This is a genomic window from Cupriavidus sp. 2KB_3 (assembly GCF_052115685.1).
In the GTDB taxonomy this organism is placed as follows: domain Bacteria; phylum Pseudomonadota; class Gammaproteobacteria; order Burkholderiales; family Burkholderiaceae; genus Cupriavidus; species Cupriavidus campinensis.
Genome location: NZ_JBFRHD010000004.1, coordinates 274,669 through 297,396, shown reverse-complemented (window position 1 = coordinate 297,396; position 22,728 = coordinate 274,669). Strand labels below are relative to the sequence as shown.

General features: G+C 64.1%; 21 protein-coding genes. 5 read left to right on the top strand and 16 right to left on the bottom strand.

The annotated features are described in order from the left end of the window. Positions 1 to 20 precede the first annotated feature (20 nt). The 6 genes from gabT to AB4120_RS06035 all read right to left on the bottom strand — a co-directional run bounded on the left by gabT (position 21) and on the right by AB4120_RS06035 (position 7,954). Positions 21 to 1,283 carry a 4-aminobutyrate--2-oxoglutarate transaminase gene (gene gabT, locus AB4120_RS06060; protein WP_441642007.1) on the bottom strand — a complete coding sequence of 421 codons (1,263 nt, stop codon included), beginning with the start codon at positions 1,281 to 1,283 and terminating at the stop codon, positions 21 to 23. A gap of 36 nt (positions 1,284 to 1,319) precedes the next feature. Then, positions 1,320 to 2,972: an ABC transporter ATP-binding protein gene (locus tag AB4120_RS06055; protein WP_441642006.1), complete on the bottom strand. Its 1,653-nt coding sequence runs from the start codon at positions 2,970 to 2,972 to the stop codon at positions 1,320 to 1,322. Positions 2,973 to 2,984: 12 nt separating this feature from the next. After that, positions 2,985 to 3,824, bottom strand: coding sequence for an ABC transporter permease (locus tag AB4120_RS06050; RefSeq protein WP_441642005.1), 840 nt, complete (start codon positions 3,822 to 3,824; stop codon positions 2,985 to 2,987). Continuing rightward, positions 3,821 to 4,825: an ABC transporter permease gene (locus tag AB4120_RS06045; RefSeq protein ID WP_187645145.1), complete on the bottom strand. Its 1,005-nt coding sequence runs from the start codon at positions 4,823 to 4,825 to the stop codon at positions 3,821 to 3,823. Before AB4120_RS06045 ends, AB4120_RS06050 begins: the two co-directional genes overlap by 4 nt. 75 nt (positions 4,826 to 4,900) lie before the next feature. Continuing rightward, on the bottom strand, positions 4,901 to 6,499 hold the full coding sequence (locus AB4120_RS06040; protein WP_149135958.1) for an ABC transporter substrate-binding protein: 1,599 nt from the start codon (positions 6,497 to 6,499) through the stop codon (positions 4,901 to 4,903). Positions 6,500 to 6,625: 126 nt separating this feature from the next. Then, a complete protein-coding gene (locus AB4120_RS06035) occupies positions 6,626 to 7,954 on the bottom strand; it encodes an ArgE/DapE family deacylase (RefSeq protein ID WP_441642004.1) in 1,329 nt (442 codons plus the stop codon). Between the two features lie 110 nt (positions 7,955 to 8,064). Between AB4120_RS06035 and pdxR the strand changes: the two genes are divergently transcribed. The 4 genes from pdxR to AB4120_RS06015 all read left to right on the top strand — a co-directional run bounded on the left by pdxR (position 8,065) and on the right by AB4120_RS06015 (position 12,702). Then, positions 8,065 to 9,672 (top strand): MocR-like pyridoxine biosynthesis transcription factor PdxR, encoded by a 1,608-nt coding sequence (gene pdxR, locus AB4120_RS06030; RefSeq protein WP_149137520.1) that lies wholly within the window; start codon positions 8,065 to 8,067, stop codon positions 9,670 to 9,672. A 93-nt stretch (positions 9,673 to 9,765) separates the two neighbouring features. Then, positions 9,766 to 11,178 carry an FAD-binding oxidoreductase gene (locus AB4120_RS06025; RefSeq protein ID WP_441642003.1) on the top strand — a complete coding sequence of 471 codons (1,413 nt, stop codon included), beginning with the start codon at positions 9,766 to 9,768 and terminating at the stop codon, positions 11,176 to 11,178. Positions 11,179 to 11,947: 769 nt separating this feature from the next. Next, entirely contained in the window at positions 11,948 to 12,316 is a 369-nt protein-coding gene (locus AB4120_RS06020; RefSeq protein ID WP_441642002.1) for a BON domain-containing protein, read from the top strand. 113 nt (positions 12,317 to 12,429) lie between these two features. Beyond that, entirely contained in the window at positions 12,430 to 12,702 is a 273-nt protein-coding gene (locus tag AB4120_RS06015) for a hypothetical protein (RefSeq protein ID WP_149135962.1), read from the top strand. A 40-nt stretch (positions 12,703 to 12,742) separates the two neighbouring features. Here the strand turns inward: AB4120_RS06015 and AB4120_RS06010 are convergent, their stop codons facing one another. Further along, positions 12,743 to 13,462 (bottom strand): Crp/Fnr family transcriptional regulator, encoded by a 720-nt coding sequence (locus tag AB4120_RS06010; RefSeq protein WP_149135963.1) that lies wholly within the window; start codon positions 13,460 to 13,462, stop codon positions 12,743 to 12,745. Between the two features lie 369 nt (positions 13,463 to 13,831). Here AB4120_RS06010 and AB4120_RS06005 point away from each other — a divergent pair, with 369 nt between their 5' ends. Continuing rightward, positions 13,832 to 14,086, top strand: a complete 255-nt coding sequence (locus AB4120_RS06005) for a hypothetical protein (protein ID WP_441642001.1) — start codon at positions 13,832 to 13,834, stop codon at positions 14,084 to 14,086. 96 nt (positions 14,087 to 14,182) lie between these two features. Here the strand turns inward: AB4120_RS06005 and AB4120_RS06000 are convergent, their stop codons facing one another. The 9 genes from AB4120_RS06000 to AB4120_RS05960 form a co-directional block, all read right to left on the bottom strand. After that, positions 14,183 to 14,500: a Rieske (2Fe-2S) protein gene (locus AB4120_RS06000; protein ID WP_441642000.1), complete on the bottom strand. Its 318-nt coding sequence runs from the start codon at positions 14,498 to 14,500 to the stop codon at positions 14,183 to 14,185. Between the two features lie 4 nt (positions 14,501 to 14,504). Beyond that, positions 14,505 to 14,819 carry a YciI family protein gene (locus AB4120_RS05995; RefSeq protein WP_149135965.1) on the bottom strand — a complete coding sequence of 105 codons (315 nt, stop codon included), beginning with the start codon at positions 14,817 to 14,819 and terminating at the stop codon, positions 14,505 to 14,507. Between the two features lie 5 nt (positions 14,820 to 14,824). Next, entirely contained in the window at positions 14,825 to 15,709 is an 885-nt protein-coding gene (locus AB4120_RS05990; protein ID WP_149135966.1) for an intradiol ring-cleavage dioxygenase, read from the bottom strand. Between the two features lie 28 nt (positions 15,710 to 15,737). Beyond that, the gene (locus AB4120_RS05985; protein ID WP_149135967.1) at positions 15,738 to 16,805 is read right to left on the bottom strand and encodes a maleylacetate reductase; all 1,068 of its coding nucleotides are present in this window, start codon (positions 16,803 to 16,805) and stop codon (positions 15,738 to 15,740) included. Positions 16,806 to 16,837: 32 nt separating this feature from the next. Then, a complete protein-coding gene (locus AB4120_RS05980; RefSeq protein WP_149135968.1) occupies positions 16,838 to 18,301 on the bottom strand; it encodes an aldehyde dehydrogenase family protein in 1,464 nt (487 codons plus the stop codon). A gap of 46 nt (positions 18,302 to 18,347) precedes the next feature. Continuing rightward, positions 18,348 to 19,373: a hydroxyquinol 1,2-dioxygenase gene (locus AB4120_RS05975; protein WP_441641999.1), complete on the bottom strand. Its 1,026-nt coding sequence runs from the start codon at positions 19,371 to 19,373 to the stop codon at positions 18,348 to 18,350. A 49-nt stretch (positions 19,374 to 19,422) separates the two neighbouring features. Continuing rightward, positions 19,423 to 19,911, bottom strand: a complete 489-nt coding sequence (locus tag AB4120_RS05970) for a hydroxyquinol 1,2-dioxygenase (protein WP_149135970.1) — start codon at positions 19,909 to 19,911, stop codon at positions 19,423 to 19,425. A gap of 68 nt (positions 19,912 to 19,979) precedes the next feature. Beyond that, complete coding sequence (locus tag AB4120_RS05965; protein WP_149135971.1) at positions 19,980 to 20,960, bottom strand: tripartite tricarboxylate transporter substrate binding protein; 981 nt, start codon at positions 20,958 to 20,960, stop codon at positions 19,980 to 19,982. A 67-nt stretch (positions 20,961 to 21,027) separates the two neighbouring features. Then, positions 21,028 to 22,605, bottom strand: a complete 1,578-nt coding sequence (locus tag AB4120_RS05960; RefSeq protein ID WP_441642020.1) for an alkaline phosphatase family protein — start codon at positions 22,603 to 22,605, stop codon at positions 21,028 to 21,030. Positions 22,606 to 22,728 lie beyond the last annotated feature (123 nt).

Below are 22,728 nucleotides of genomic sequence, written 5' to 3'. Positions count from 1 at the left end.
CTCGGTCCTTGGTCAGCGGATCAGCGGGTCAGCACTTCAGCCAGGATGTCGAGGCCCTCGTCCATCACGGCGTCCTCGATGGTCAGCGGGAACAGGAAGCGGATAACGTTGCCATACACACCGCACGACAACAGCAGCAAGCCCTTTTCCAGCGCGCGGTTCTGCACGTCGCGCGTGAAATCGGCGTCGGGGCTGCCATCGGCGCGCCGAAATTCCATGGCCACCATCGCACCGATGCCACGCACCTCGGCAATCTGCGGCACGCGCGGCTTGAGGCTGTTGAGACGCTCCGTCAGGCGTTGGCCCAGCGCGGCGCCGCGCGCGATCAGGTTCTCCGTCTCGAGCACGTCGAGCACGGCCAGCGCAGACGCCACGGCCAGCGGGTTGCCCGCATAGGTGCCGCCCAGCCCACCCGGCGACGGCGCGTCCATGATCTCGGCTCGTCCGCACACGGCCGACAGCGGCATGCCGCCCGCAAGACTCTTGGCCATCGTGGTCAGGTCCGGCGCCACGTCGTAGTGCTCCATCGCAAACAGCTTGCCGGTGCGGCCAAAGCCGGTCTGCACTTCGTCGGCGATCAGCAGGATGCCGTGTTCGTCGCAGATGGCGCGCAGCATGCGGACGAACTCCGGCGGCGCCACGTTGAAGCCGCCCTCGCCCTGCACCGGCTCGAAGATCATCGCGGCCACGCGGCGCGGATCGATGTCGGCCTTGAACAGATGATCGAGCGCGCGACGCGCGTCGTCGACGCTCACGCCGTGCAGCGCCGACGGATATGGTGCGTGATAGACCTCACCCGGGAACGGGCCGAAGCCCACCTTGTACGGCGCCACCTTGCCGGTGAGCGCCATGCCCATCATCGTGCGGCCATGAAAGCCACCCGAGAAGGCAATCACGCCCGGCCGTCCCGTGGCGGCGCGCGCAATCTTGATGGCGTTCTCGACGGCTTCGGCGCCGGTGGTAAAGAACGCCGTCTTGCGCGCCGAGCGGCCCGGCGCGCGCTGGTTGATCTTCTCCGCCAGCTCGATATAGCTGGCGTAAGGCACGATCTGGTAGGCGGTATGCGTGAAACGGTTCAACTGCTCCTGCAGCGCCGCCACCAGGCGGGGGTGGCGATGACCGGTGTTAAGCACGGCGATCCCGGCGGCAAAGTCGATATAGCGCTTGCCTTCGACGTCCCAGATCTCGCTGTTCTGGGCGCGTTCGGCGTAGAAATTGCACATCACGCCCACGCCGCGCGGGGTAGCGGCGTCCTTGCGGCGGACCAGTTCTGCGTTCTTCATGTGTGGCTCCAGTAAATGCGTCAAGAGACGGAGGCGTCAGGCGGCGGCCCGGATAAGCGTGGGGTCCCACGACTTGCCCGGAATGGCGTCGATCAGCCGGCGCGTGTAATCGTGTTCGGGGGCGTCAAAAATCTGCGCGGGCGGCCCGGACTCCACCACGCGGCCGCGATGCATGACGATGATGTGGTGGCAGATCTGCGCGGCCACGCGCAGGTCGTGCGTGATGAAGACCAGCGCGATATCGAGCTTCTTCTGTAGGTCGGCCAGCAGTTGCAGCACCTGGGCCTGGACCGAAACGTCCAGTGCGGAGACCGATTCATCGGCGACCAGCAGCTTGGGCTCCAATGCGAGCGCCCGCGCGATGCCGATGCGCTGGCGCTGCCCGCCCGAGAACTGGTTCGGATAGCGATCGAACGCCGAGGGCTCGAGCCCGACCAATTGCAGCAGTTCGCGCGCGCGCTTGCGCGCATCGGCCAGCGGCACGCCGTTGGCGACCGGGCCGTCGGTGATGATGCGGCCCACCGTGTGGCGCGGATTCAGCGACGCAAACGGATCCTGGAAGATCATCTGCACGTCGCGACGCAGCGGCCGAAACTGGCGTTCGGACAACCGCGCGATATCCTGGCCGTCGAACAGCATCTGGCCGCCATCAACGCTGGTCAGCCTCAGCAGGCATTTGCCGATGGTGGACTTGCCCGAGCCCGACTCGCCGACGATGCCGAGCGTCTGGCCGCGGCGCACCTGGAACGACACGTCGTCCACCGCGTGCGTCACGCGCTTTTTCGAGAACAACCCGCCGCCCGACACATAGGTCTTGCGCAGGTTGCGCACCGTGAGCACGGTGCCGCCGGCGTCATGGCCGGCGGCCTTCGCGCGGCCGTGCGGCACGGCACTGATCAGCCGGCGCGTGTAAGGATGCTGCGGATGCTCGAGCACCTGGCGCGCCGCGCCGATCTCCACCAGTTCACCTTTCTCCATCACCGCGACCCGATCGGCAATCTCGGCCACCACGCCAAAATCGTGGGTGACGAACATCACCCCCATGCCCTTCTCCGCCTGGATGCGACGGATCAGCCGCAGGATCTGCGCCTGAGTGGTGACGTCCAGCGCGGTGGTGGGTTCGTCGGCAATCAGCAGCTTGGGCTCCAGCGCCAGGGCCATGGCAATGACCACGCGCTGGCGCTGGCCGCCCGACAGCCGGAACGGATAGATGTGCACAAGCGTGGCAGGATCGGGCAGGCCGACGAATTCCAGCAGGTCCAGCACGCGGCGCTGGCACGCCTCGCCCGGATAGGCGCGATGCACGCGCATGACTTCGGCGATCTGGTCGCCAACGGTCATCACAGGATTCAGCGCGGACAGCGGCTCCTGGAACACCATCGCCATGTCCTTGCCGCGCATGCCGAGCAAGGTGGTCTCGTCCAGCGCCAGCAGGTCGCGCGCCTGGAACAGGATCTGGCCGGCCTCGGGCTTCAGGTAGGTGGGCAGCAGGCCCATGATGGCGTTGGCGCTCATGGACTTGCCCGAGCCCGATTCGCCCACGATGCACAGGATCTCGCCGGCATGCAGGTCATACGAGATATCACGCACGGCGTGCGGCCGGTCGCCGCCATGCGGCAGCGCGATCGAAAGGTTGCGGATCGACAGCAACGGCTCGGCGGCCTGCTGGGGAATGTTGGATTGCGTCATGGGCAGCCCTCCTTACTCGCCACGGCGGCGCAATTGCGGATTCAGGGCGTCGTTGAGCCCTTCGCCGATCAGGTTGATGGCCAGCACGGTCAGCAGAATGGCCACGCCGGGCCACACGCTCATCCACCACGCCTCGCGGATCATCGTGCGCGCCGCGCCAATCATGAAGCCCCAACTCATCATGTTGCGATCGCCCAGGCCCAGGAACGACAACGCCGATTCGGTCAGGATCGCCGTGGCGACCATGAATGACGCGGAGACGATGATCGGCGACATCGCATTGGGCAGCATCTGCGTGAGGATGATGCGCAGCGGGCGCTGCCCGATCACCACTGCGGCCTGCACGAATTCGCGCTGCTTCAGCGACAGGAATTCGCCGCGCACCAGCCGCGCCACGGGCGGCCACGACACCACCGAGATCGCGCCGACGATCGAATAGATCGACGGATTGAAGATGGCCACGATCACCACCGCCATCGCCAACTGGGGAATGGTCTGGAAGAACTCGGTCAGGCGCATCAGCGCGTCATCGATGCGGCCGCCGCAATAACCGGCCACGGCGCCCACCATGACGCCTAGCACCAGCGCCACGGCCGTCGAGATCACGCCGACCAGCAACGACACACGCGCGCCGTACAGCAGCCCGGCCGTGATGTCGCGCCCGAGCATGTCGGTGCCGAACGGGTAGGCCATGTCGGCAAACGGTTTCATGAGCGGATCGGCCACCATCAGCCACGGCGATTCCTCGTACAGCAGCGGCGCCAGGAACGACACCGCCACCACCGCGGCCAACAACAGCAGGCCGATCACCGCGCCGTAGTTGCGGCAATAGCGTTTGACGAACGATTTCATGCGGTGGCCTCCTTGCCGCCGATGGCGATGCGGGGGTCAATGAAGCGATAGATCACGTCGGTCACGAGATTGAAGAACACCACCAGCGCCGACGTCACGAAGAAGATGCCAAGCAGCAACTGGTAGTCGCGCTGCAGCAGCGCGTCGAACATCAGTCGGCCGATGCCGGGCCACGAGAACACCGTTTCGGTCAGCACCGCCCCGCCGGCCATCTGGCCCAGCTGGATGCCCGCGAACGTGATCACCGGCAGCAGCGCATTGCGCAGCACGTGCACGCGGATCACGCGACGCGCCGGGACGCCCTTGGCGCGCGCGGTCTTGACGAAGTCCATGCCCATCACTTCAAGCATCGATGCGCGCGTCAGCCGCACATACACGGCCATGAAAAAGCAGCCGAGCGAGATAGTCGGCAGAACCATATGCAGGGCGACATCCTTCGCGCGAGCCATGCCGGTCAGGTTCGCGCCAACCGATTCCATGCCGAATGCCGGCAACCAGCCCAGCACGACCGAGAACAGGATGATGGCCATCAGCGACAGCCAGAACAGCGGCGTCGCGTAGAGCAGCAGTGCACCGGACATCACCGCGCTGTCGATCCATCGCCGCCGGTTCTCGTAGCGCGTTCGCGCGGAGATCACGCCCAGCAGCACGCCCATCGCGATCGAGAACACGAACGCGCCGCTCATCAGCAGAAACGTTGCGGGCAGCCGGTCGAGAATCAGGTCGAGCACGGGCAGGTGGTTGCGGTACGAGTAGCCAAGGTCAAGCGTGGCCACGCCCTTGAGATAGATGCCGAGCTGCGTAAGCACGGGCTTGTCGAGTCCGAACTGCTCGCGCAGTTGTGTCACGTACGCCGCATCGCCGGCGCCAGCCTCGCCCGCCATGACGGTGGCCGGATCGCCGGGCGCCATGCGGATCAGGAAGAAATTGATGACCACCACGCCGATCACCACCACCAGCGCTTTGGCCAGCCGGGACATCAGGAAAGACAGGAAACTCACGATCACCTCCGCACAACCATGACCTTCGTGCACGCGCGCCGGCGGCGCTCCGCCAGCGCGCGATACCGGCGTCGATCAGTTCTTCTCGATCGAAACGTTGTCGAACGACTCGTTCAGGCCGATGGCCGTGGTCACCAGGTTCTTGACGTTCTTGCGATACAGCGTCGGGAACTCGATCTCGAACAGGTTGGCGTTGGCCACGTCGTTCACCAGGATCTTCTGCAGTTCGCTGTAGAGCTTCTGGCGCTCGCCGCCATCCATGGTTGCGCCAGCCTTGGCCCACAGTTCATCAGCTGCAGGGTTGCTGTAACCCTGCACATTGGCGAACGGCGTGCCCTTGACCATGTTGCGCGTCACGTACAGGCGCTCCACGCCCAGCGCCGGATCACCGTACTGGTACGTGTACGTCACGGTCATGTCGTAATCCCAGTTGCCGACGCGCGCCGACCACGTGCCAGCATCGGCCGAGTCGATGCTGATCTTGAAGCCGAGCTGCTCGAGCATCTGCTTGACGTACTCGTCCAGGCGATCCCAGTTGGCGCCGTACGATGTCGACAGGATCTTGACCGGGTACTTGCCCACGTCCACGCCCGACGCCTTGATCTCGTCGCGCGCCTTCTTGATGCTGAAATCGAACGTGGGCATGTTCTTGTCGAAGAACAGCGTGCTCGACGAGAAGGGGCTGACCGCGGGCTTGCCCATGCCGAAGAAGATGTTGTCCACCATCAGCTTGCGGTTCAGCGCATGCATCACCGCCTGGCGCACCTGCACGTTGTTGAACGGCGGCTTGCGCTGGTTCAGCAGCAGGCTGGCCATGGGCGCGAACATTTCCCAGCCCTTGGTGGTGTATTCCACATTGGGCAGCGCGCGCAGGCGCTTGACGTCGACGTTGTCCACGTCGCCGCCACGCAGCACCTGCACATCGCCCTTCTCGAACGCCACGGCGCGCGACGCCGAATCGGGGATCACGTAGAAGACCAGTTCGTCCAGGTAGGGCTGGCCCTTCTTCCAGTAATTCGGATTCTTGGCCAGCTTGATGTACGCGCCCTTCTTCCATTCCTTGAACATGAACGGACCCGTGCCCACCGGCTTCTGGTTGGCGGGGTTGTTGCGGTAGTCGGTGCCATCGTAGATGTGCTTCGGCATCATCGGCATGGTGCCGGTCTCGAACATCGAGATGAACGGCGGGAAAGGCTCCTTCAGCTTGATCTCGACCGTGTTGTCGTTGACCGCGCGGATCGACGCCATGTATTTGTTGATGACCGCGCGCGTGCGCACGTGCACCTCGCGCAACATCTTGTCGATCGAGAACACCACGTCCGCCGAGGTGAATGGCTTGCCGTCATGCCATTTCACGCCCTGCTGCAGCTCGAACGTGTAGGTCAGCCCGTCGGGCGAAATCTTCCACGACTTGGCCAGCTCCGGACGCGGCTTCAGGTCGGGGCCATAGGTCAGCAGGCCCTGGTAGATCTTGCCCGCAACGTATTGCGTGGGGGCCTGCGAATTGAGCGCGCTGACCAGGATCGGCGGTTCCGGCTGCACGATGCCGGACAGGGTGCCACCGGTGGTCTGGGCAAGCGCGGCGCCGGCCATCAGGCCGGCCGCGGCAACGAAAGCCATCGACACCAGGCTCCCCCTGATGCGTGACTGGACGCTGGCAGTGATGCGTTTCATCGGTCGTTTCCTTTTTTTTGGGACAGGCAGGGTCATCGGGCAGCGTGCGGCGCACGTTGTCCGGCGGGTTGCTTACAACGAGGAAAAATCACCGGCGCAGAGGCGCCCGGTCGAACGTCGCGGCGGTCAGTCCACGGCTGGCTCCACGCCGCACCAGTCGACCAGGAACTGCGCAAACGTGGTGGTGACGCGCACCATGCTGTCGATCGACACCGATTCGTCGATGCCGTGGATATTGCGCGCCTCGGGGCCGTAGCACGTGACCGGCGTATCGAGCGTGATGCGGAAATGCCGCGCGTCGGTGGTGGCGGTGGTGGCCGTGCGCGGCACCTCGCTGCCGTGCACTTTGCGGTGCGCATCGGCCAGCGCGCGCATCGGCGCGTTGTCGAGATCGAACTCGCAGCCCGGCGCGTGGAATCCTTCGTAGCGGATCTCCAGCTGCAGCGTGCTGCCTAGCCGCGCCAGCGTATCGCGCACGCGCTGGGCGACGATGGCCTTGGCCTCGTTCACATCCATATGCGGATAGAAGCCGATGCGGATACCAAGTGTGCATGTGCAGGGCACCGACGAATTCCATTCGCCGCCATGGATCTGCCCAAGATTGAAGTTGATCGGATGCGCGTGATCGCGATACGCGGCCGGACGATTCTGCGGCAGGTTCCACTCGGCTTCGAGCTTGCGCAGGTCTTCCATCACCGCAATGCCGGCTTCCACCGGGTTGACGCCCGTGGTCATGTACGCGGCATGCGCAGGGCGGCCGGTCAGGTCAACGAACATCCAGAACACGCCCATCTGCGCGGTCATCAGCGACTCGCCAAGCGGTTCGGGGATCAGCACCGTATCGAACGATGCGAGCTTGCCCGCGCCCACCGCGTTGCGCAGCGCCGCCACCGTGGCCAGCGCGCCGTTGCCGGTGCTTTCCTCTTCCAGCACGGCATTGAATCCGACATTGCCCGCGGGCTGCACGCCGAGGTCCTTGAGCGCCTTGAACGCGGCCAGCGCGCACACGATGCCGGCCTTCATGTCGCCGGCGCCGCGCCCGAACAGCCAGCCATCCTCGACATACGCCTTGAATGGCGATTCGGCCCACATCGCATCGGGGCCGGTTGGCACCACGTCGAGATGGCCATTGAACAGCACCGAGCGGCCGCCGCGTTCGCGCGGACGATGGGTGGCCAGCAGGTTGTAGCGGCCGCCATCGGGACAACACGGCGTGGAGAACAGCGGCAGGTCTTTCAGTTGCGCCGTGTTGAGCATGATGTGTTCGGACGTCAGGCCGAGGTCGCGCAGGGCGCCTTCGAGGAAGTCCACCGCCGGCTGCTCGGCGCCCGACGGGCTCTTCGCGGCAACGAAGCCACTCAGGGTTTCCACCATGTACGGGGTTAGCGCGCGTACTGCGTCGGCAAGCGAGTGCGTGGTGAGATCGGGTGCAAGGGCAGTGGCAGGATTCGGCATGGGGTCTCCACAAACGGACATCGAAAAAATCTGCATCGGCACGGATGGAAAATTAGCCGATGGTTGGTACCATCGGTAGGTCCATATGCAGTTTTTTGTCTGGAGCCACTTTGAAAGAGACCCTTCTCTCCGAGCTGCTGCTGCAGCGCCTCGAACGTCGCGCGGCAACCCAGGATGGTGCATGGAACGGCAAGGCGGGCGAGCATATGAATCGTCAGCTGTATGTGATCATCCGGCAGGAAATCCTTTCCGGCGCAGTACCTGCGGGGAGCAAGCTGCCTGCGTCCCGCGTGCTGGCAACGGAGATCGGCGTATCGCGCAACACGGTGCTGTATGCGTACGAGCAATTGCTTGCCGAGGGGTACGTCACCGCTTCGAGCGGAAGTGGCACCTTCGTGTCGCACACAGTTCCCGACCATCGTGCACTGCACAACGGCAGTGCGCGGACTGGCACCATCGATGTGCCGGCAATGCAGCAACATCCAAACCGGTATGCGTTGTCGCGGCGCGGCCAGCATCTGGTGTCCCATGCCAGTGCATCGGACCGGCAATGGGGCGCATTCGTGGCCGGCGTGCCCGATGTGTCGCTGTTTCCGCACGCCGTGTGGGCGCGTCTCCTGAACAAGCACTGGCGCAATCCGAGTCCGCAACTGCTGACGTATGCGCACCACGGCGGTTACCTGCCGCTGAAAATACTGCTGGCCGAGCATCTCCGGCTGGTGCGATCGGTGCGCTGTGAGCCCGACCAGATCATCCTGACCACCGGCATCCACCAGGCCGTCGACCTTATCGCGCGCCTGCTGGCCGATCCTGGCGACAAGGCATGGATGGAAGACCCGGGGTACTGGGGCACGCGCAGCCTGCTGTACAGCGCCGGCGTGGAGCCGATTCCGGTGCCGGTCGACGACGAAGGCATCGCGCCCACGGCGGCCACGCTGCAGGATCCGCCGCGCTTCATCTTTGTCACGCCGTCGCACCAGTACCCGTTGGGCATGATGATGAGCCTGTCGCGCCGCCGCATGCTGCTGGAATACGCGCGCCAGCGCGGCGCGTGGATCATCGAGGACGACTACGACAGCGAGTTCCGCTTCGAGGGCCGTCCCGTGGCATCGCTGCAGGGGCTGGACGAAAACGATCGCGTGATCTACATGGGCACCTTCTCGAAGACGCTGTTCCCGGGCCTGCGCATGGGCTTCATGGTGTTGCCAAAGCCGCTGGCGCCGCATTTCGCCACCGGGTTATCGGAGTTGTATCGGGAAGGCCAGCTTGTACAGCAGGCCGTGCTGGCGGACTTCATAGAGGAAGGCCACTACGCCACCCATATCCGCCGCATGCGGCAGCGGTACGCCCAGCGCCAGGCGTTGCTGCGCGAAGCAATCGCCACCCGCTTCGGCGACGACTGGCCCACGTCCACGCACGAAGCCGGACTGCACATGGTGATGCATCTGCCGCCGGGCGCCGACGATCTCGGCATCAGCATGGCGGCGCGCACGCAGGGCTTGTCGGCGCGACCGCTGTCGCGCTACTACAGTGAAGGCGCGGTGACGCAGCAGGGCCTGCTGCTGGGCTATGCATGCGTGCCCGAAGGCGAGATCGGGCCGGCATTCCGCAAGCTGGCGGAGGTGATCGAACCCGCGCTGGAACATATGGCACGCATGCAGGAACCGCCCAGGGCGATTGCCGCGCGCATCAGCGCGCAGGCCTGGAGCGGCGCATGACTGGTGCCATCGCGACGCCCGCGAATGGTTCTATACGCGACGACAAATGCCACGTAGGTTGCGCATCATCCTGACGTCCCTCCACTTCTTCCCATGACTCCCAATACGCCCCTGCTTGCCGAACTCGCCGCACTGCTCGATCCCGCCGGACTGCAAACCGGCGATGCCATCGAAGTGCGCTTCCGCAAGGACTGGTATGCGCCGCTCGGTGCGCCGCCGCTTGCCGTGGCGCGGCCGCGCTCGACCGAGGAAGTGTCGGCGATCCTCGCGCTCTGTCATCGCCACGGTCAGCCCGTGGTGCCGCAGGGGGGGCTAACAGGCCTGGCGGCCGGCGCGACGCCCCATGCCGGCGAGCTGGTACTGTCACTGGAACGCATGCGCGGCGTGGAGGAAATCGACACACAGTCCGGCACCATGACCGTGCTCGCCGGCACCACGCTGCAGGCCGCGCAGGAAGCGGCGCACGAGGCGGGATGGCTGCTGGCGGTCGACCTTGGCGCGCGCGGCAGTTGCCAGATCGGCGGCAATATCGCCACCAACGCGGGCGGCAATCGCGTGATCCGCTACGGCATGATGCGCGATCAGGTGCTCGGCCTGGAGGTGGTGCTGGCCGACGGCACGGTGCTGACATCGCTGAACAAGATGCTGAAGAACAACGCTGGCTACGACGTGCGCCAGTATTTCGTCGGCAGCGAAGGCACGCTTGGCGTCATGACACGCGCGGTGCTGCGACTGGCGCCGCTGCCTTCGAGCACGCAGACCGCGCTATGCGCGCTGGCATCGTTCGACGATGTGGTGAAGCTGCTGCGTCATGCGCAGCGCGCGTTGTCGGGCCGGGTCTCGGCGTTCGAGGCGATGTGGGCCGACTACTACACGCTGGTCACCACGCGCGTGCCGGGCGTGCGTGCGCCGCTACCGGCAGGCCATCCGTTTTATGTGCTCGTCGATCTGCAAGGCAGCGACGCCGCTGCCGACGGCGCGGCATTCGTGCGCATGCTCGAAGACGCCATGAGCGAAGGACTGATCGTGGACGCCGCCATCGCCGCCAGCGGCAAGGAAGCCGAGAGCTTCTGGAAACTGCGCGACGCCGTGGCGGAGTTCCCGCAGATGTGGGCGCCGAACGCCGCGTTCGACGTCAGCCTGCCGATCGGCCGGATCGGCGCATTTGCCGACGCGCTGCGCACCGCGGTGCTGGCGCAGTGGCCTGGCGCAGAACTCGTGAACTTCGGTCATGTCGGCGACAGCAACCTGCACTTCAGCGTGCACCTGCCTGGCGTCGCCGGTGCGGACTTCCCCGAAGCCGCCATCGACGCCGTGGCGTACGAGGTCGTCCGCCGGTTCGCCGGCAGCATATCGGCCGAGCACGGCATCGGCGTGCACAAGAAGCCTTTCATCCTCCATTCGCGCAGCCCCGCCGAACTGGCACTGATGCGAGCCATCAAGCAGGCGCTGGATCCGAAGGGAATTCTGAACCCCGGCAGGGTGTTCGACGCAGCGTCGACGTAGAAACGAGCGACAGTTATGGGTCGATAGCGGCCCGTGACAGCGAGCCGGGCTCCGCCGTGGCGCCCGTCATGCCTCCGCCCGACCCTGCTCCCAGTTCAGGCGCCACCGGCCAGCGCCACCGCCCTACGCAACCCCACAAAAAGCAGCCAACCCCGCACAGCACGCTCGTGCCGACATTTCAAATAGCCCAGACCCCGCCCTTTCAGCAACGCCTAGACATTGGATATTGGCGCCAGATTCGTTGCGCGGCGTTGTTGCCCGGCCCCAGCCCCCGATGGTCGGGGGCTGGGACACGCCAGGCTATCGTCCAGTGTGCATAGGAACGCTGCGGCCGGAACCCCGGTGCTGCACTTGACTGGCTTTCCCCCCCCTCCCCCACCCGTTCCGCATCTCTGGAGGATCATTAATGCGTCGTCATCAGTCGATGCGACTAGATCTCCCACTCGAGACACCGGCACCTTGGGGAACAGTACCGGTGATTTTCTGGCGACCTATTTTTGGTGACCTTGTGCAAGCCCTTCGATCCTCTGGAGCGATCGCGCAACTGCCGCTTCGGACTGGAAAACAATATTTGCCACGAGGATAGGCATGAGCCCGCCCTCCGTCGGTACGGTGCCGTACCGGAATGCGGGGGCGCCATGTCATCAGGTGGGACACGTCCGACACCGTACCGATTTCCGCGTGGATTGATGTCAGCCTTTGTCTGCCCGGACTGCATGAAGAAGGAATGCATCCCTGGTTTCTTCCGAATCGAATCGAGGCAGTTCAAATGAGATCCATCCACGCCATCAACTTCTCCACCGGTGCAGCATTACTCGTGCTCGCGGGCAGTTTCTACACTCCCCTTGGCCAGGGGCAAGGCAATGCGCCTCCGGCCTCGCTCACGAATCCCAACCCCACGCATGAGACAGCCGGCGAGGCCATGTCTGATACGGCGATCACAACCAAAGTCAAGGCCGGTCTGCTTGATCAGAAGAACCTGACTTCGACGCACATACACGTACGCACACGCGAAGGCGTGGTACGCCTGACTGGCAGCGTTCCTTCCACGACGGAACGCCAGATGGCAACCGAAGTAGCCAAAAGCGTCAGCGGCGTGACGAAGGTCGAGAATCAGTTGGGGATCCACAAGTCCTGACAGGTCGGCGGGTCCCTGACGAGCCATTATCGCCCGGCAAAGGCCGCGCAATGCCTTGCCGGTGTCCGCCGACGGCTTGTGGCCGCCCGCCTCACATCAACACAGGAGCAATCATGCACAGGCTCATTACCTCCGCACAGCACCGCAAATCGGAACCCGGCGGCCGTGCGTCGATGCCTGTCGCAGAGGAAGGCCATACCTATCAGGCCGCCGTGGACGCATCATTGGAGATGACATTCCCGGCAAGCGACCCCATCGCACCGGGCGCCGCCATGTTTGCGGAACGGCAGATCAGTACCCCGCGCGACAAGACAGACTGGCAGTTGGCTGCCGGCAGTAAAAACCAGCCTTCCGGCGCCGGGCATTCAGGACTCTACAACCAGTAAGATCGATCAGACGCGGCGCCACAGGATGCATGTCTTGCCCTCAGATCTTCAGTATGCCTGGCAACAGCCGCTCGAACTCTCGCTTCACGACCGCATAACACTCACATACGCGCTGCTCCAAGCCCGCCCGGTCGAGTACCGCAATATGCCCATGGCTGTAGCGAATCAGCCCCGCGGCCTGAAGCTTCAGAGCGGCCTCGGTGACGCCGGAGCGTCGCACCCCGAGCATGTTGGCAATGAGCTCCTGCGTCATCGTCAGGTCGTTTGTGGCCAGCCGGTCAATACTTAGTAGCAACCATCGGCACAATTGCTGGTCGATGGAGTGATGGCGATTGCAGACCGCCGTCTGCGCCATTTGGGTGATGAGTGCTTGCGTATATCGGAGCAACAAGTGCTGCAATGGCCCGCCCCGCATGAATTCCTGCTTAAGGATCGCCGCGCTCAGGCCGTATCCGTATCCAGCGCTCTGCACGATGGCACGGCTCGGGGTTGTCTCCCCGCCCATAAAAATCGCGATGCCGACCACACCCTCGTTGCCCACGATTGCGATCTCGGCAGACGATCCGTCTTCCATCACATAAAGCAGCGAAATGATCGAATCGGTCGGGAAATAGACGGAGCGTAGTTGATCACCCGACTCGTACACGACGTGGCCTAAGGGTAACTCCACCAACGTCAGGTGCGGTGCGAGGCGTTCCCGGTCGGCCAAAGGGAGTGCGGCGAGAAGATGGTTTGACGTCGGATCATGCATGATGCTCATGACTGCTTCTCCCCGGTCTGAAATGGATGAAATCGTGACATCGATCTGTGCCCAGGAAATCGAAGCCGGCCACAAGGCGGCAGAGGATCACTTGCAGTGTTAAATATAGGTCAGCGGACCGACCAGGCAAGTATCGTAACGTGTGCAACGCACGTCACTCTTGCGGCATCACATTCGCACTTGCTCCCGTCCGTTCGGACGGTTCTCGCGCAACCGCCCCCGCTAGCACGCTAGCGTACCGACAAACCGTTCGCATCCGTCGATAGTCAAGCCAGATGTGATCCGAGCATGAGGGATGGATCCAGAAGTTCCTGCCCCCATCCCACCGGACTGCGGAGGTCCATCGCAAACCGTGGTGCGGAGGATGTGATGCAAGCTAGGAATGATGGCCACAGCGTGATCGTTTTCCCCGATCTCGTCGGTGGCTGGTACTTCGTGGAAATCGACGGGAATGCCGTCTATCGCTTTGGCCCCTTCGAGTCATACAAAATCGTTAGCGATCTAGTGCCAGTTCTGTTCCCTGAAATCCCCAAGTTGGAGATTTTGGAACCCACAGAATTCGACGACGATGCGCTGATGATCCTTGGCAATGGCGAACGGGTGGGGGAAACATCCAGGGGATAGTCCAGGCTTTTAGTGAGTGGGCGCCCAAACCAGGCGCCCCACTCTGGCAAATTCTTAAGGGCTGCGCCGGATATCGCTACATACGGTGCGCGGCGACTAGCACAGGCACACCCGCCCGTCGATCACCTGCACTGCCAGCGACGACAGCGTCGCGTCACGGCACGGACCGTCGATGCAGACGCCATCGGCAAACCGGAACAGCGCGGAATGATGGGCGCACATCAGGACTTCGGCCTCATACGTACAGATGGTGCCCGGTTCGAAGTCCAATGGAATGGAGAAGTGGGGGCATCGATTGATGTAGGCCCAGACCTGTTGCCCTCGGCGGACCACGATGACTCCCGGATCACGGTTAATCACGCGGGCGCCGCCGTCGGGCACGGCATCGAGATGGCACAGCATAGTGGTGTCCATATCGTCACGCCTCGCGCCCTGGCTGACCCAGACTCCAGTCCCACGGGCGGATCTCCACACGCTCGAAGATGCCGGCGTGCATGTAAGGGTCGTCACTGACGAAGCGTTGGACGTCCTCGATGTGCCCGGCCTCGATGACCAGCAGCGTGCCGTTCATCGTGTCGGCCTGTGCATCCAGTGTCGGGCCGCCGAGTCGCACGAACACGCCTTGCCCGGCTGCGGCGTTGCGCAGATAGGCGCGATGGGCAGGGCGTACACACTCGCGGACGGCCAGCATGCCAAGCTTGTCGGTGGCGAAGATTGCATAGAAGCGGGACATGGCGATCAGCCTCGCGAGATCGGTTCGAGAACAAAGTCGTAGCGCGCTTCACGGAACGGGCCATCGAAGCCGAAACGTCGTGCCAACGGATCATCCGCGGGGCACTCCTCGTACGCTACCTGCAGGGATTCCTTGACGCCAAACACCGCGTCCGAGTTCAGGCATGGATCGCCCTGATTGAACAGGTGCGTGACCAGCCGGCGATGGCCTGGCGCATCGATCATGAAATGCAGGTGGGCCGGCCGCCACGGATGGCGCCTGGTGGCGTCGAGCATGCGGCCGACGGGGCCGTCGGTGGGGATCGGGTAGCTCACCGGCACGATGGTGCGGATCGCGTAGTAACCCTCGTCATCAGTGCGGTAGCGGCCGCGCAGGTTGCCTGTGGGCTGGACGGAATCCTGGCCGGAATACATGCCGTTTTCCGCGGTTTGCCAGATGTCGAGCACCGCATTACGCAGCGGCGTGCCATCAACGGAGAAAACCCGGCCGTGGACGAGCGCGGCAGTACCAGGCGTAACCGCCATGTTGTCGCCAAGGGCACGGTCAGGCATGCCGGCGATGTAGAACGGGCCGAGGACGGTGGTATCGGTGGTGCCAGTGGACTGGCGGTGGTTGATCGCATCGACGAGCATCGACACGCCCAGCGTGTCCGACAACAGGATGAATTCCTGGCGCACCAGTCCGTCGCACATCTGGCCGGTGTCGGTCAGGAACTGGATGGCGGCGAACCACTCCGACTCGGTCGGCTCGAGTTCGCGCACGTACGCGTGCAGATGGCGGACCAGCCCCTGCATCAGCGCGCGCAGGCGGGGGTCGGGTGTATCGCCGAAACGGGCGATGACCTGATCGGTCAGTGCGGCTTCGGCGGTAGCGTGTGGGCTTCGCTCCAATTGACTCTCCTGAGATGTGGTTAGCGCTTCAGGCCGGGATTTCGCCGCGCCAGGCGCGTTCGAGCAGCGCGTATACCGCGTCGCGCTCGACCGGCCTGGGGTTGTAGTATGGATTGGTGCAGGCCAGCGTGGCGGCCTCGTCCAGTCCGTCCTCCGGCATCCCGATGGCGGACAGCGCCATAGCAATACCCAGCGACTGGTTCAACCGGAGCAGCAGAGGGCCGGCATCCTGCGCCCGTTCGCCACCCAGCGCCCGCGCGACGCGTTCCAGCGCATGCGGCGCGGCGGCGTGGTTGTAGTGCGCGGTATGCGGCAGCATGGCGGCGTGCGTCTGCGCATGCGGCAGGTTGAAGGTGCCACCCAGCGTGTGGCAGAGCTTGTGATGGATCGCCATGCCGACCGTGCCCAGGCAGACGCCCGCGAGCCAGGCGCCGTACAGCGCACGACTGCGGGCGTCGATGTCGTCCGGCCGCTGCACGACGGCGGGCAAGGCGCCGCCCAGCGCGCGGATCGACTCCTCGGCCATCAGGCTGATGATCGGATTGGCATCCTCGGCATACATCGCCTCGACCGCATGCGCCATCGCGTTCATACCGGAGGCGGCTGAGATTCCGGCCGGCAGCGTGAAGGTCAGTTCGGGATCATAGACAACCGTACGTGGTAGCACGCGGTGGTTGCGGCCGGTCTTCTTCAGACGCCCTTCAGTCAGTCCGTAGATCGGCGTCACCTCCGACCCGGCGTAGGTGGTCGGCACAGCGATGATGGGCTGCCCCGAGACCAGAGCGATGGCCTTGCCGAGCCCGATGGTCGAACCACCGCCTACCGCCACGTAGCAGTCGGCGCCCAGCCGTCCCGCCTCATCGCGCGCGGCGTGCGCCACCTCGACGGGCACGTGCATCACTGCCTCGCTGTAGACGCCCGCCGAGCACTTGCCGAGCAGCGCAGCCACGCGTTCGCCGAGCGGTCGCTGCTCCGGCGTGGTGAGCACCAGCGCGCGCTGCGCGCCGAGTTGCTTCACCTCATCCGGCAGCGCTTCCAGCCGGCCCGCCCCAAAGACCACCCGCGACGGTGCGGCCTGATAGACAAAAGATTCCATCGCCCCTCCCTGACTCATTGCACCCCAGTGCCTCAGCGCTTGAAATGCGGCGGTATCGTGGCGTCCACGTTGACCCATACCGACCGAGCTTCCGTGTAGTCGTGCATGGCCTCGAAGCCCATTTCGCGACCGTAGCCGGATTGCCCCAACCCGCCGAACGGGCTGCCCGGGCTTACCCGCTTGTAGCAGTTGATCCAGCACATCCCGGCATGGATGTTATTAGCCATGCTGTGTGCGCGGCCCAGGTCGCGCGTCCACAGGCCGCTGCCAAGTCCGTACTCGGTGGCGTTGGCAATGGACAGCGCCTCCTCGTCGCTGCCGAAGCGCAGCACGGTGACGAAGGGGCCGAACACCTCCTCCTGCGCCACGCGGTCATGCGGCTTTGCCTCGACGATCGTGGGCTCGACGTAGTACCCCTTCTCGAGCCCCGCAAGCGTGGGAGCCCGACCGCCGGTCAGCACGCGCCCACCCTGCTCCCGCGCCACGCCAGTGTAAGACAACACCTTGTCGCGATGCTGCGCCGACGTGAGCGGCCCCATCTCGGTTTCCGGATCGAGCGGATTGCCCAGTCGGATAGACGCCGCCAGCTTGCCGAAGCGGTCGAGGAACTCGTCGGCGATGCATTCATGCAATACCAGCCGCGATCCCGCGATGCACGCCTGCCCTTGGTTGTGGAAGATTGCCCACGCAGTGCCGTTGATAGCCGCATCCAGGTTGGCATCCTCGAAGACGATGTTGGCGCCCTTTCCGCCCAGCTCAAGCTGCACACGCTTCAGGTTACCCTTCGATGCCTCCACGATGCGCCGGCCAGTAGCAGTCGATCCGGTGAAGGCGATCTTGCCGACCCCAGGATGCTCGGCCAGCCGCTGGCCCGCCGTATGGCCGTAACCCGGCACCATATTGACCACGCCCGCCGGAATGCCGACTTCGGCCATGAGTTCGGCAATCCGCAGCGACGACAGCGGCGTCAGTTCGGACGGTTTGATCACCACTGTATTGCCTGCCGCCAGTGCCGGACCCATCTTCCAGCTCGTGAACATCAGCGGGAAGTTCCACGGCACGATCTGGCCCACCACCCCGATGGGGGCACGCTGCACGTAGTTCAGGAAGCCGGTCTCCACCGGAATGACCGAACCCTGAAGCTTGTCGGCCATGCCGCCAAAGTAGCGGAAGCAGGCGGCGGTGCGCGGCACGTCCAGGCCACGTGAATCACGGATCGGGTGGCCGGTGTCAAGCGATTCGAGCTGGGCGAGTTCCTCGGCGTTGGCTTCGATGGCGTCGGCGAGCTTCAGCAGCAGGCGTCCGCGCTCGGCGGCGGAAGTGCGGGACCAGGCTGGGAACGCTTTGGCTGCGGCGTCGACGGCAAGATCCACGTCAGCCGCTTCGGCCGCAGCGATGGCGGTGATGAGGCTGCTGTCGTGCGGATTCAATACGTCGATGGTGCCGCCCGCCAGCGCATCGACGAAGCGGCCGTTGATAAACAGTTTGTTCAGCATGACGATGTTCCAGGAGAGTTTGAGGCGCAGAGCATGGAGCTGACGATCAAAACTCCACCGGATACGGCTTCAGTTCTCCGCTTTCGTACCGTTTGGGCAGGTTCGGCGTGGCGTTCTCCCACACCAGCAGCATCGATCGCTTAGTCGAGTAGCCCTGGTGACGGATGTCCGCCGGCATGGCGCAGATGTCGCCGGCGCGCATCGTGACGCGGGCACGAGGCGCGCCGGTGTTCTTGTCGCCGATGTCCCAGACGATCTCGTCGGACAGTTGCAGGAACCATTCCACGCGGTCGTTACCGTGGAAGACCGGCAGGATGAACTCTTCGGTGGTCGGGCAAAACAGGCTCTGGCCGCAGACCGACGTGACTGACGGGTTCCACGTCACGTCCGAGCGGGACAGGTACTTGAACAGGTTGAATGCGTGGAGCTGACCTTCGAAGCCCGGTTCGACATGGACTTCGGGCTCACCCTGCGCGACGTCCTGGAAGGCACGGTTGACGGGCAGATCATCGCGCAGCGGCGAATCGTCCGGCAAGCCTGGCATGCGGCGCGTGGCAATGCGCGTGCGCTCGATAGCTGCGATGTTGTCGCCGTGCTTGGGACCGAAAGCCGTGCCGGTTTCCTCGGGCGCCGCGAAAGGATCGAAGCCTTCGTTGGTCCAGTCGTGCAGGATGGCCTTGAATGTCGCCATGATGACCGGAGTATCGAAGGTCTCGGTATAGTCAACGCCCGCTTCCTTCATCACGCCGTTGAAAGCACCTGCGTAGACGTCGACCTTGCCATAGTGGTTGCGCGTGCCAAATACGTGGTCGAAGTTGACCCAGCCGTAGAAGAAGCCCCAGGCGACGTCGCGCATCATGGCCCGCAGGAAGGCGTCGGCAGGAATGGCGTGAGTGCGGAGCAGGCCGCGAGCGGGCCACTGCACGGTGGCGAAGTAGGCGTCGCGCGAGAAACGGAAGGCGCCAAGGTTGAAATCACGGTAGCCGCTCACCGGATCGGGCGTGCCCGACTGGACCTTATCGGCGGCGAAATTGGAAGTCTTCGGCTTGTCGGTAACTTCGAGCATGGCCATGGAAAGTCTCCTGAATGATGTGGGGAATGCGGGATCGGGGCCTTGGGTGTCAGTGGAAGCAGATGTCCGCCCACTTTTCGACGGACAGCGCGCCGAGCTTGGATTGCAAAAGCAGTGCGCATGGTTGCTGCGCGCTGAATCGATAGGCGCAGCCTGCCGGAAGCAGGCTCTGGTGGCCCTTGCCCAGCACCACGTGGCCCATCTTTTGTCCCGTGGGCTCGGCCAGCACGGCGCCATCCGCGGCGGGGGAAGGCGCGTCCAGCTTGACGAAGTCCACGCGTACCTCGCCGTCCATCGAGATCACGAATTCGTCGTGTGAGCAGGTGAACCATACGGATTGCCCTTCGGCACGCGCGGCTTCCACCACGTATTCCAGATTCTTGCCGACTACCACACGCTCGTACGGCGCCGACCCTGCGGCCACTTCGAAGACGTTGGAAAACACATAGTGACGGGCATCGCCCTGGGTCACTTCGATGCTGCCCTTGCGGTAGTTGTCGAGGGAACCGAAAACGGTTCGGGGCGTGGATGTCGTCATGGATGTCTCCTGAATTGGGCGGATGCACCGCCTGCGAATTTCGGTTGGTTGTCTGAGGGGTGGCCGGATCAGTCCAGATACACACCGACGCGGCGGATCACGGCTTGCCACTTGGCGGTGTCGGCTTCGATCTGCCTGGCTAATGCGGCGGGCTGGTCGGGCGCGGGTGCGAGGTCATTGGCAAGCAGTTTTGCGCGCACCTCCGGCAGCTTCACGATGCGGCCAATTTCTTCATTCAGGCGACGCACGATGGCGTCCGGTGTGCCCTTCGGCGCGAGCAGCAATTCGCTGAAGGTCGCGTCGTAGCCGGTCACACCGGCCTCGGCCATGGTTGGCACCTGCGGCGCAAGCACCGAGCGCGTTGAACCGGATACCGCCAGTCCCACAAGCTTGCCGGCCTTGACCATCGGGGTCACCACGGGCGAAGCCAGATATCCGCAAGGAACCTGTCCGGCCAGCACATCCTGCATGGCCGGAGACGGCCCCTTGTACGGCACGTGCGTCATCTTGATGCCAGCCTGCGTCAGGTACATCTCCATTGCCAGGTGGCCCGGCACGCCGGGGCCGCCCGATGCATAGTTCAGCCCTTCCGGCTCCGACCTGGCCTTCTTCGCCAGGTCGGAAAGAGAATGGATACCTGAGGACGGCGCACAGACCAGCATCTGGTTGAAGCGCGCAAGGGTGATCACGGGGACGAGGTCGCCCGGCTTGAAGCTGAGCTTGCGGTACAGGGTCGGGTTGACCGTCAGGATCGTGTCCGGGCCCTGCAAGAGCGTGTAGCCATCGGCCGGCGATTTGGCGACCACGTCCGCGCCGATATTGCCGCCGGCACCCGGCCGGTTCTCAACCACCACCGGCTGCCCAAGCGACTGGCCAAGCTTGTTCGCGACCAATCGCGATGCGGTGTCACCGGGCGAACCGGCGGGAAACGCTACGACAATCCGGATCGGCCGGCTGGGCCAGTCGGCTTGTGCCGACGCTGCCGGCACAACGGCGAATGCGCAGGCGATCTGACAGGCAAGCGCCAGCGCGCGACTTGTGGGTTTCATGTTGTCTCCTATATGTTCGGGATTCCCGGCGGCTCTCTGGTGGCCGCTACGGGATGCTGCCAGCGGCTTACCAGCGGCCGATATGGATGCCGACCTCTTCCTCTTTGCGTGTCCATCCGGCCATGGCCGGATGGCTGACTGTCGGATGAATACGGCGGTTGCGCAGCCAGTCGAAAAGGCGCGCCTGGAAGCGCTCGCGTACCTCTGCATAGGCAGGATCGGCGCCCAGGTCGACGAACTCATCCGGGTCGTTGCGCAAGTCGAACAACTGCGGTCGCAGGCCTTCGAAGTGCACGAATTTCCAGTCGTGGTCGCGCACCATGGTCATATGGCAGCCGTGCGCCGGGCGTCCGACCGGTTCGCGCACGAAATCGCGGAAGGCGTAGTCGTTCTCGGAGAACACCGCATCGCGCCATTCGCCCAGTGTCTCGCCGCGCAGCAGCGGCACCAGTGATCGGCCTTCCACGATGTGGTCGGGAATGGGCAACCCATAGGCATCGAGAATGGTTGGCACCAGATCGATGGCCTCGACGAGCCGCGTTTCCACATGGCCACGCACGGCGTCCGGGCGCGGGTCGCAGATGATCAGCGGCACCTTGACGACGCTGTCGTGGAAAAGCTCCTTCTCGCCGAGGTAGTGGTCGCCCAGGTAGTCGCCATGATCGCTCGAGAAGATCACCAAGGTGTCATCGAAGCGGCCACTGCGCTCAAGGTAGTCAAACAGGACGCCAAGTTGGTCGTCGATCTGCTTGATCAAGCCCATGTACGTGGGGATGACCGTGTCCCGCACCTCCGCCCGGGAGAAATTTCGACTTACCTCGCAGTTCCGGTAGCCTTGCAGTACGGGGTGCGCATGGTCCAGCTCGCTTTGGTGCTGCCGGACCGGTAGCACGTCTTCAGGGCTGTACATCGCGTGGTACGGTGCGGGAGCAACATAAGGCCAGTGTGGCTTGATGTACGACAGGTGCAACACCCAGGGCTTGTCGCCGCTCTGCTCGATAAAGTCGATGGCGCGGCGCGTCATGTACGGAGTTTCCGAATCCTGCTCGTGCACACGTGCGGGCAACCGTGCGTAGCGCATGTCCCAGCCGGACAGGACCTCCCCGTTCTCGCCGGCGGCCGAGTTGGCATGGTCGTGCCACGGGTTCGTCCCATCGTAGCCGCGCTCGCGCAGATAGGCGGTGTATTGGTGGTTCTCATCGGCAAAGCCTGGCGGCCAGATGCCATCGTCGCGGTCAAACGGCTCGAATCCGCCTTCTGCCACCAGCACGCCCTCAGCGCTGCGCAGATCGATGCCCAGGCGCCTGATGCCCGCTCGGTCGGCCTCCACGTGCGTCTTGCCAGCCACAGCGACGCGTACGCCATGTGGCCGCAGGAAATCCCCAAGCGTCATCTCGCCAACCGGCATCGGCACGAAATTCCAGACGGCGCCATGACTCGTCACGTACCGCCCCGTGTAGTAGGACATGCGCGACGGCCCACACACGGGCCCCTGGACGAACGCGTTGGTGAAGCGCACGCCACGACTCGCGAGGCGGTCGATGTTGGGCGTATGCAGGTCGGCATGGCCGTAGCAGGAAAGATAATCCCAGCGCAATTGATCACACATGATCCAAAGGACATTGCGTATGCGTTGCGCTTTCATCTCGACGTCTCCCTTCTGTTCTTCGTAGCGAAAGCGGTCAGACACGTTCGTTGCGTGACCGCCATGACCAGAACAATATTTCCTGCGAGTGTGCTTCTCAAGCGGCTTCTGCTAGAGTTTCAC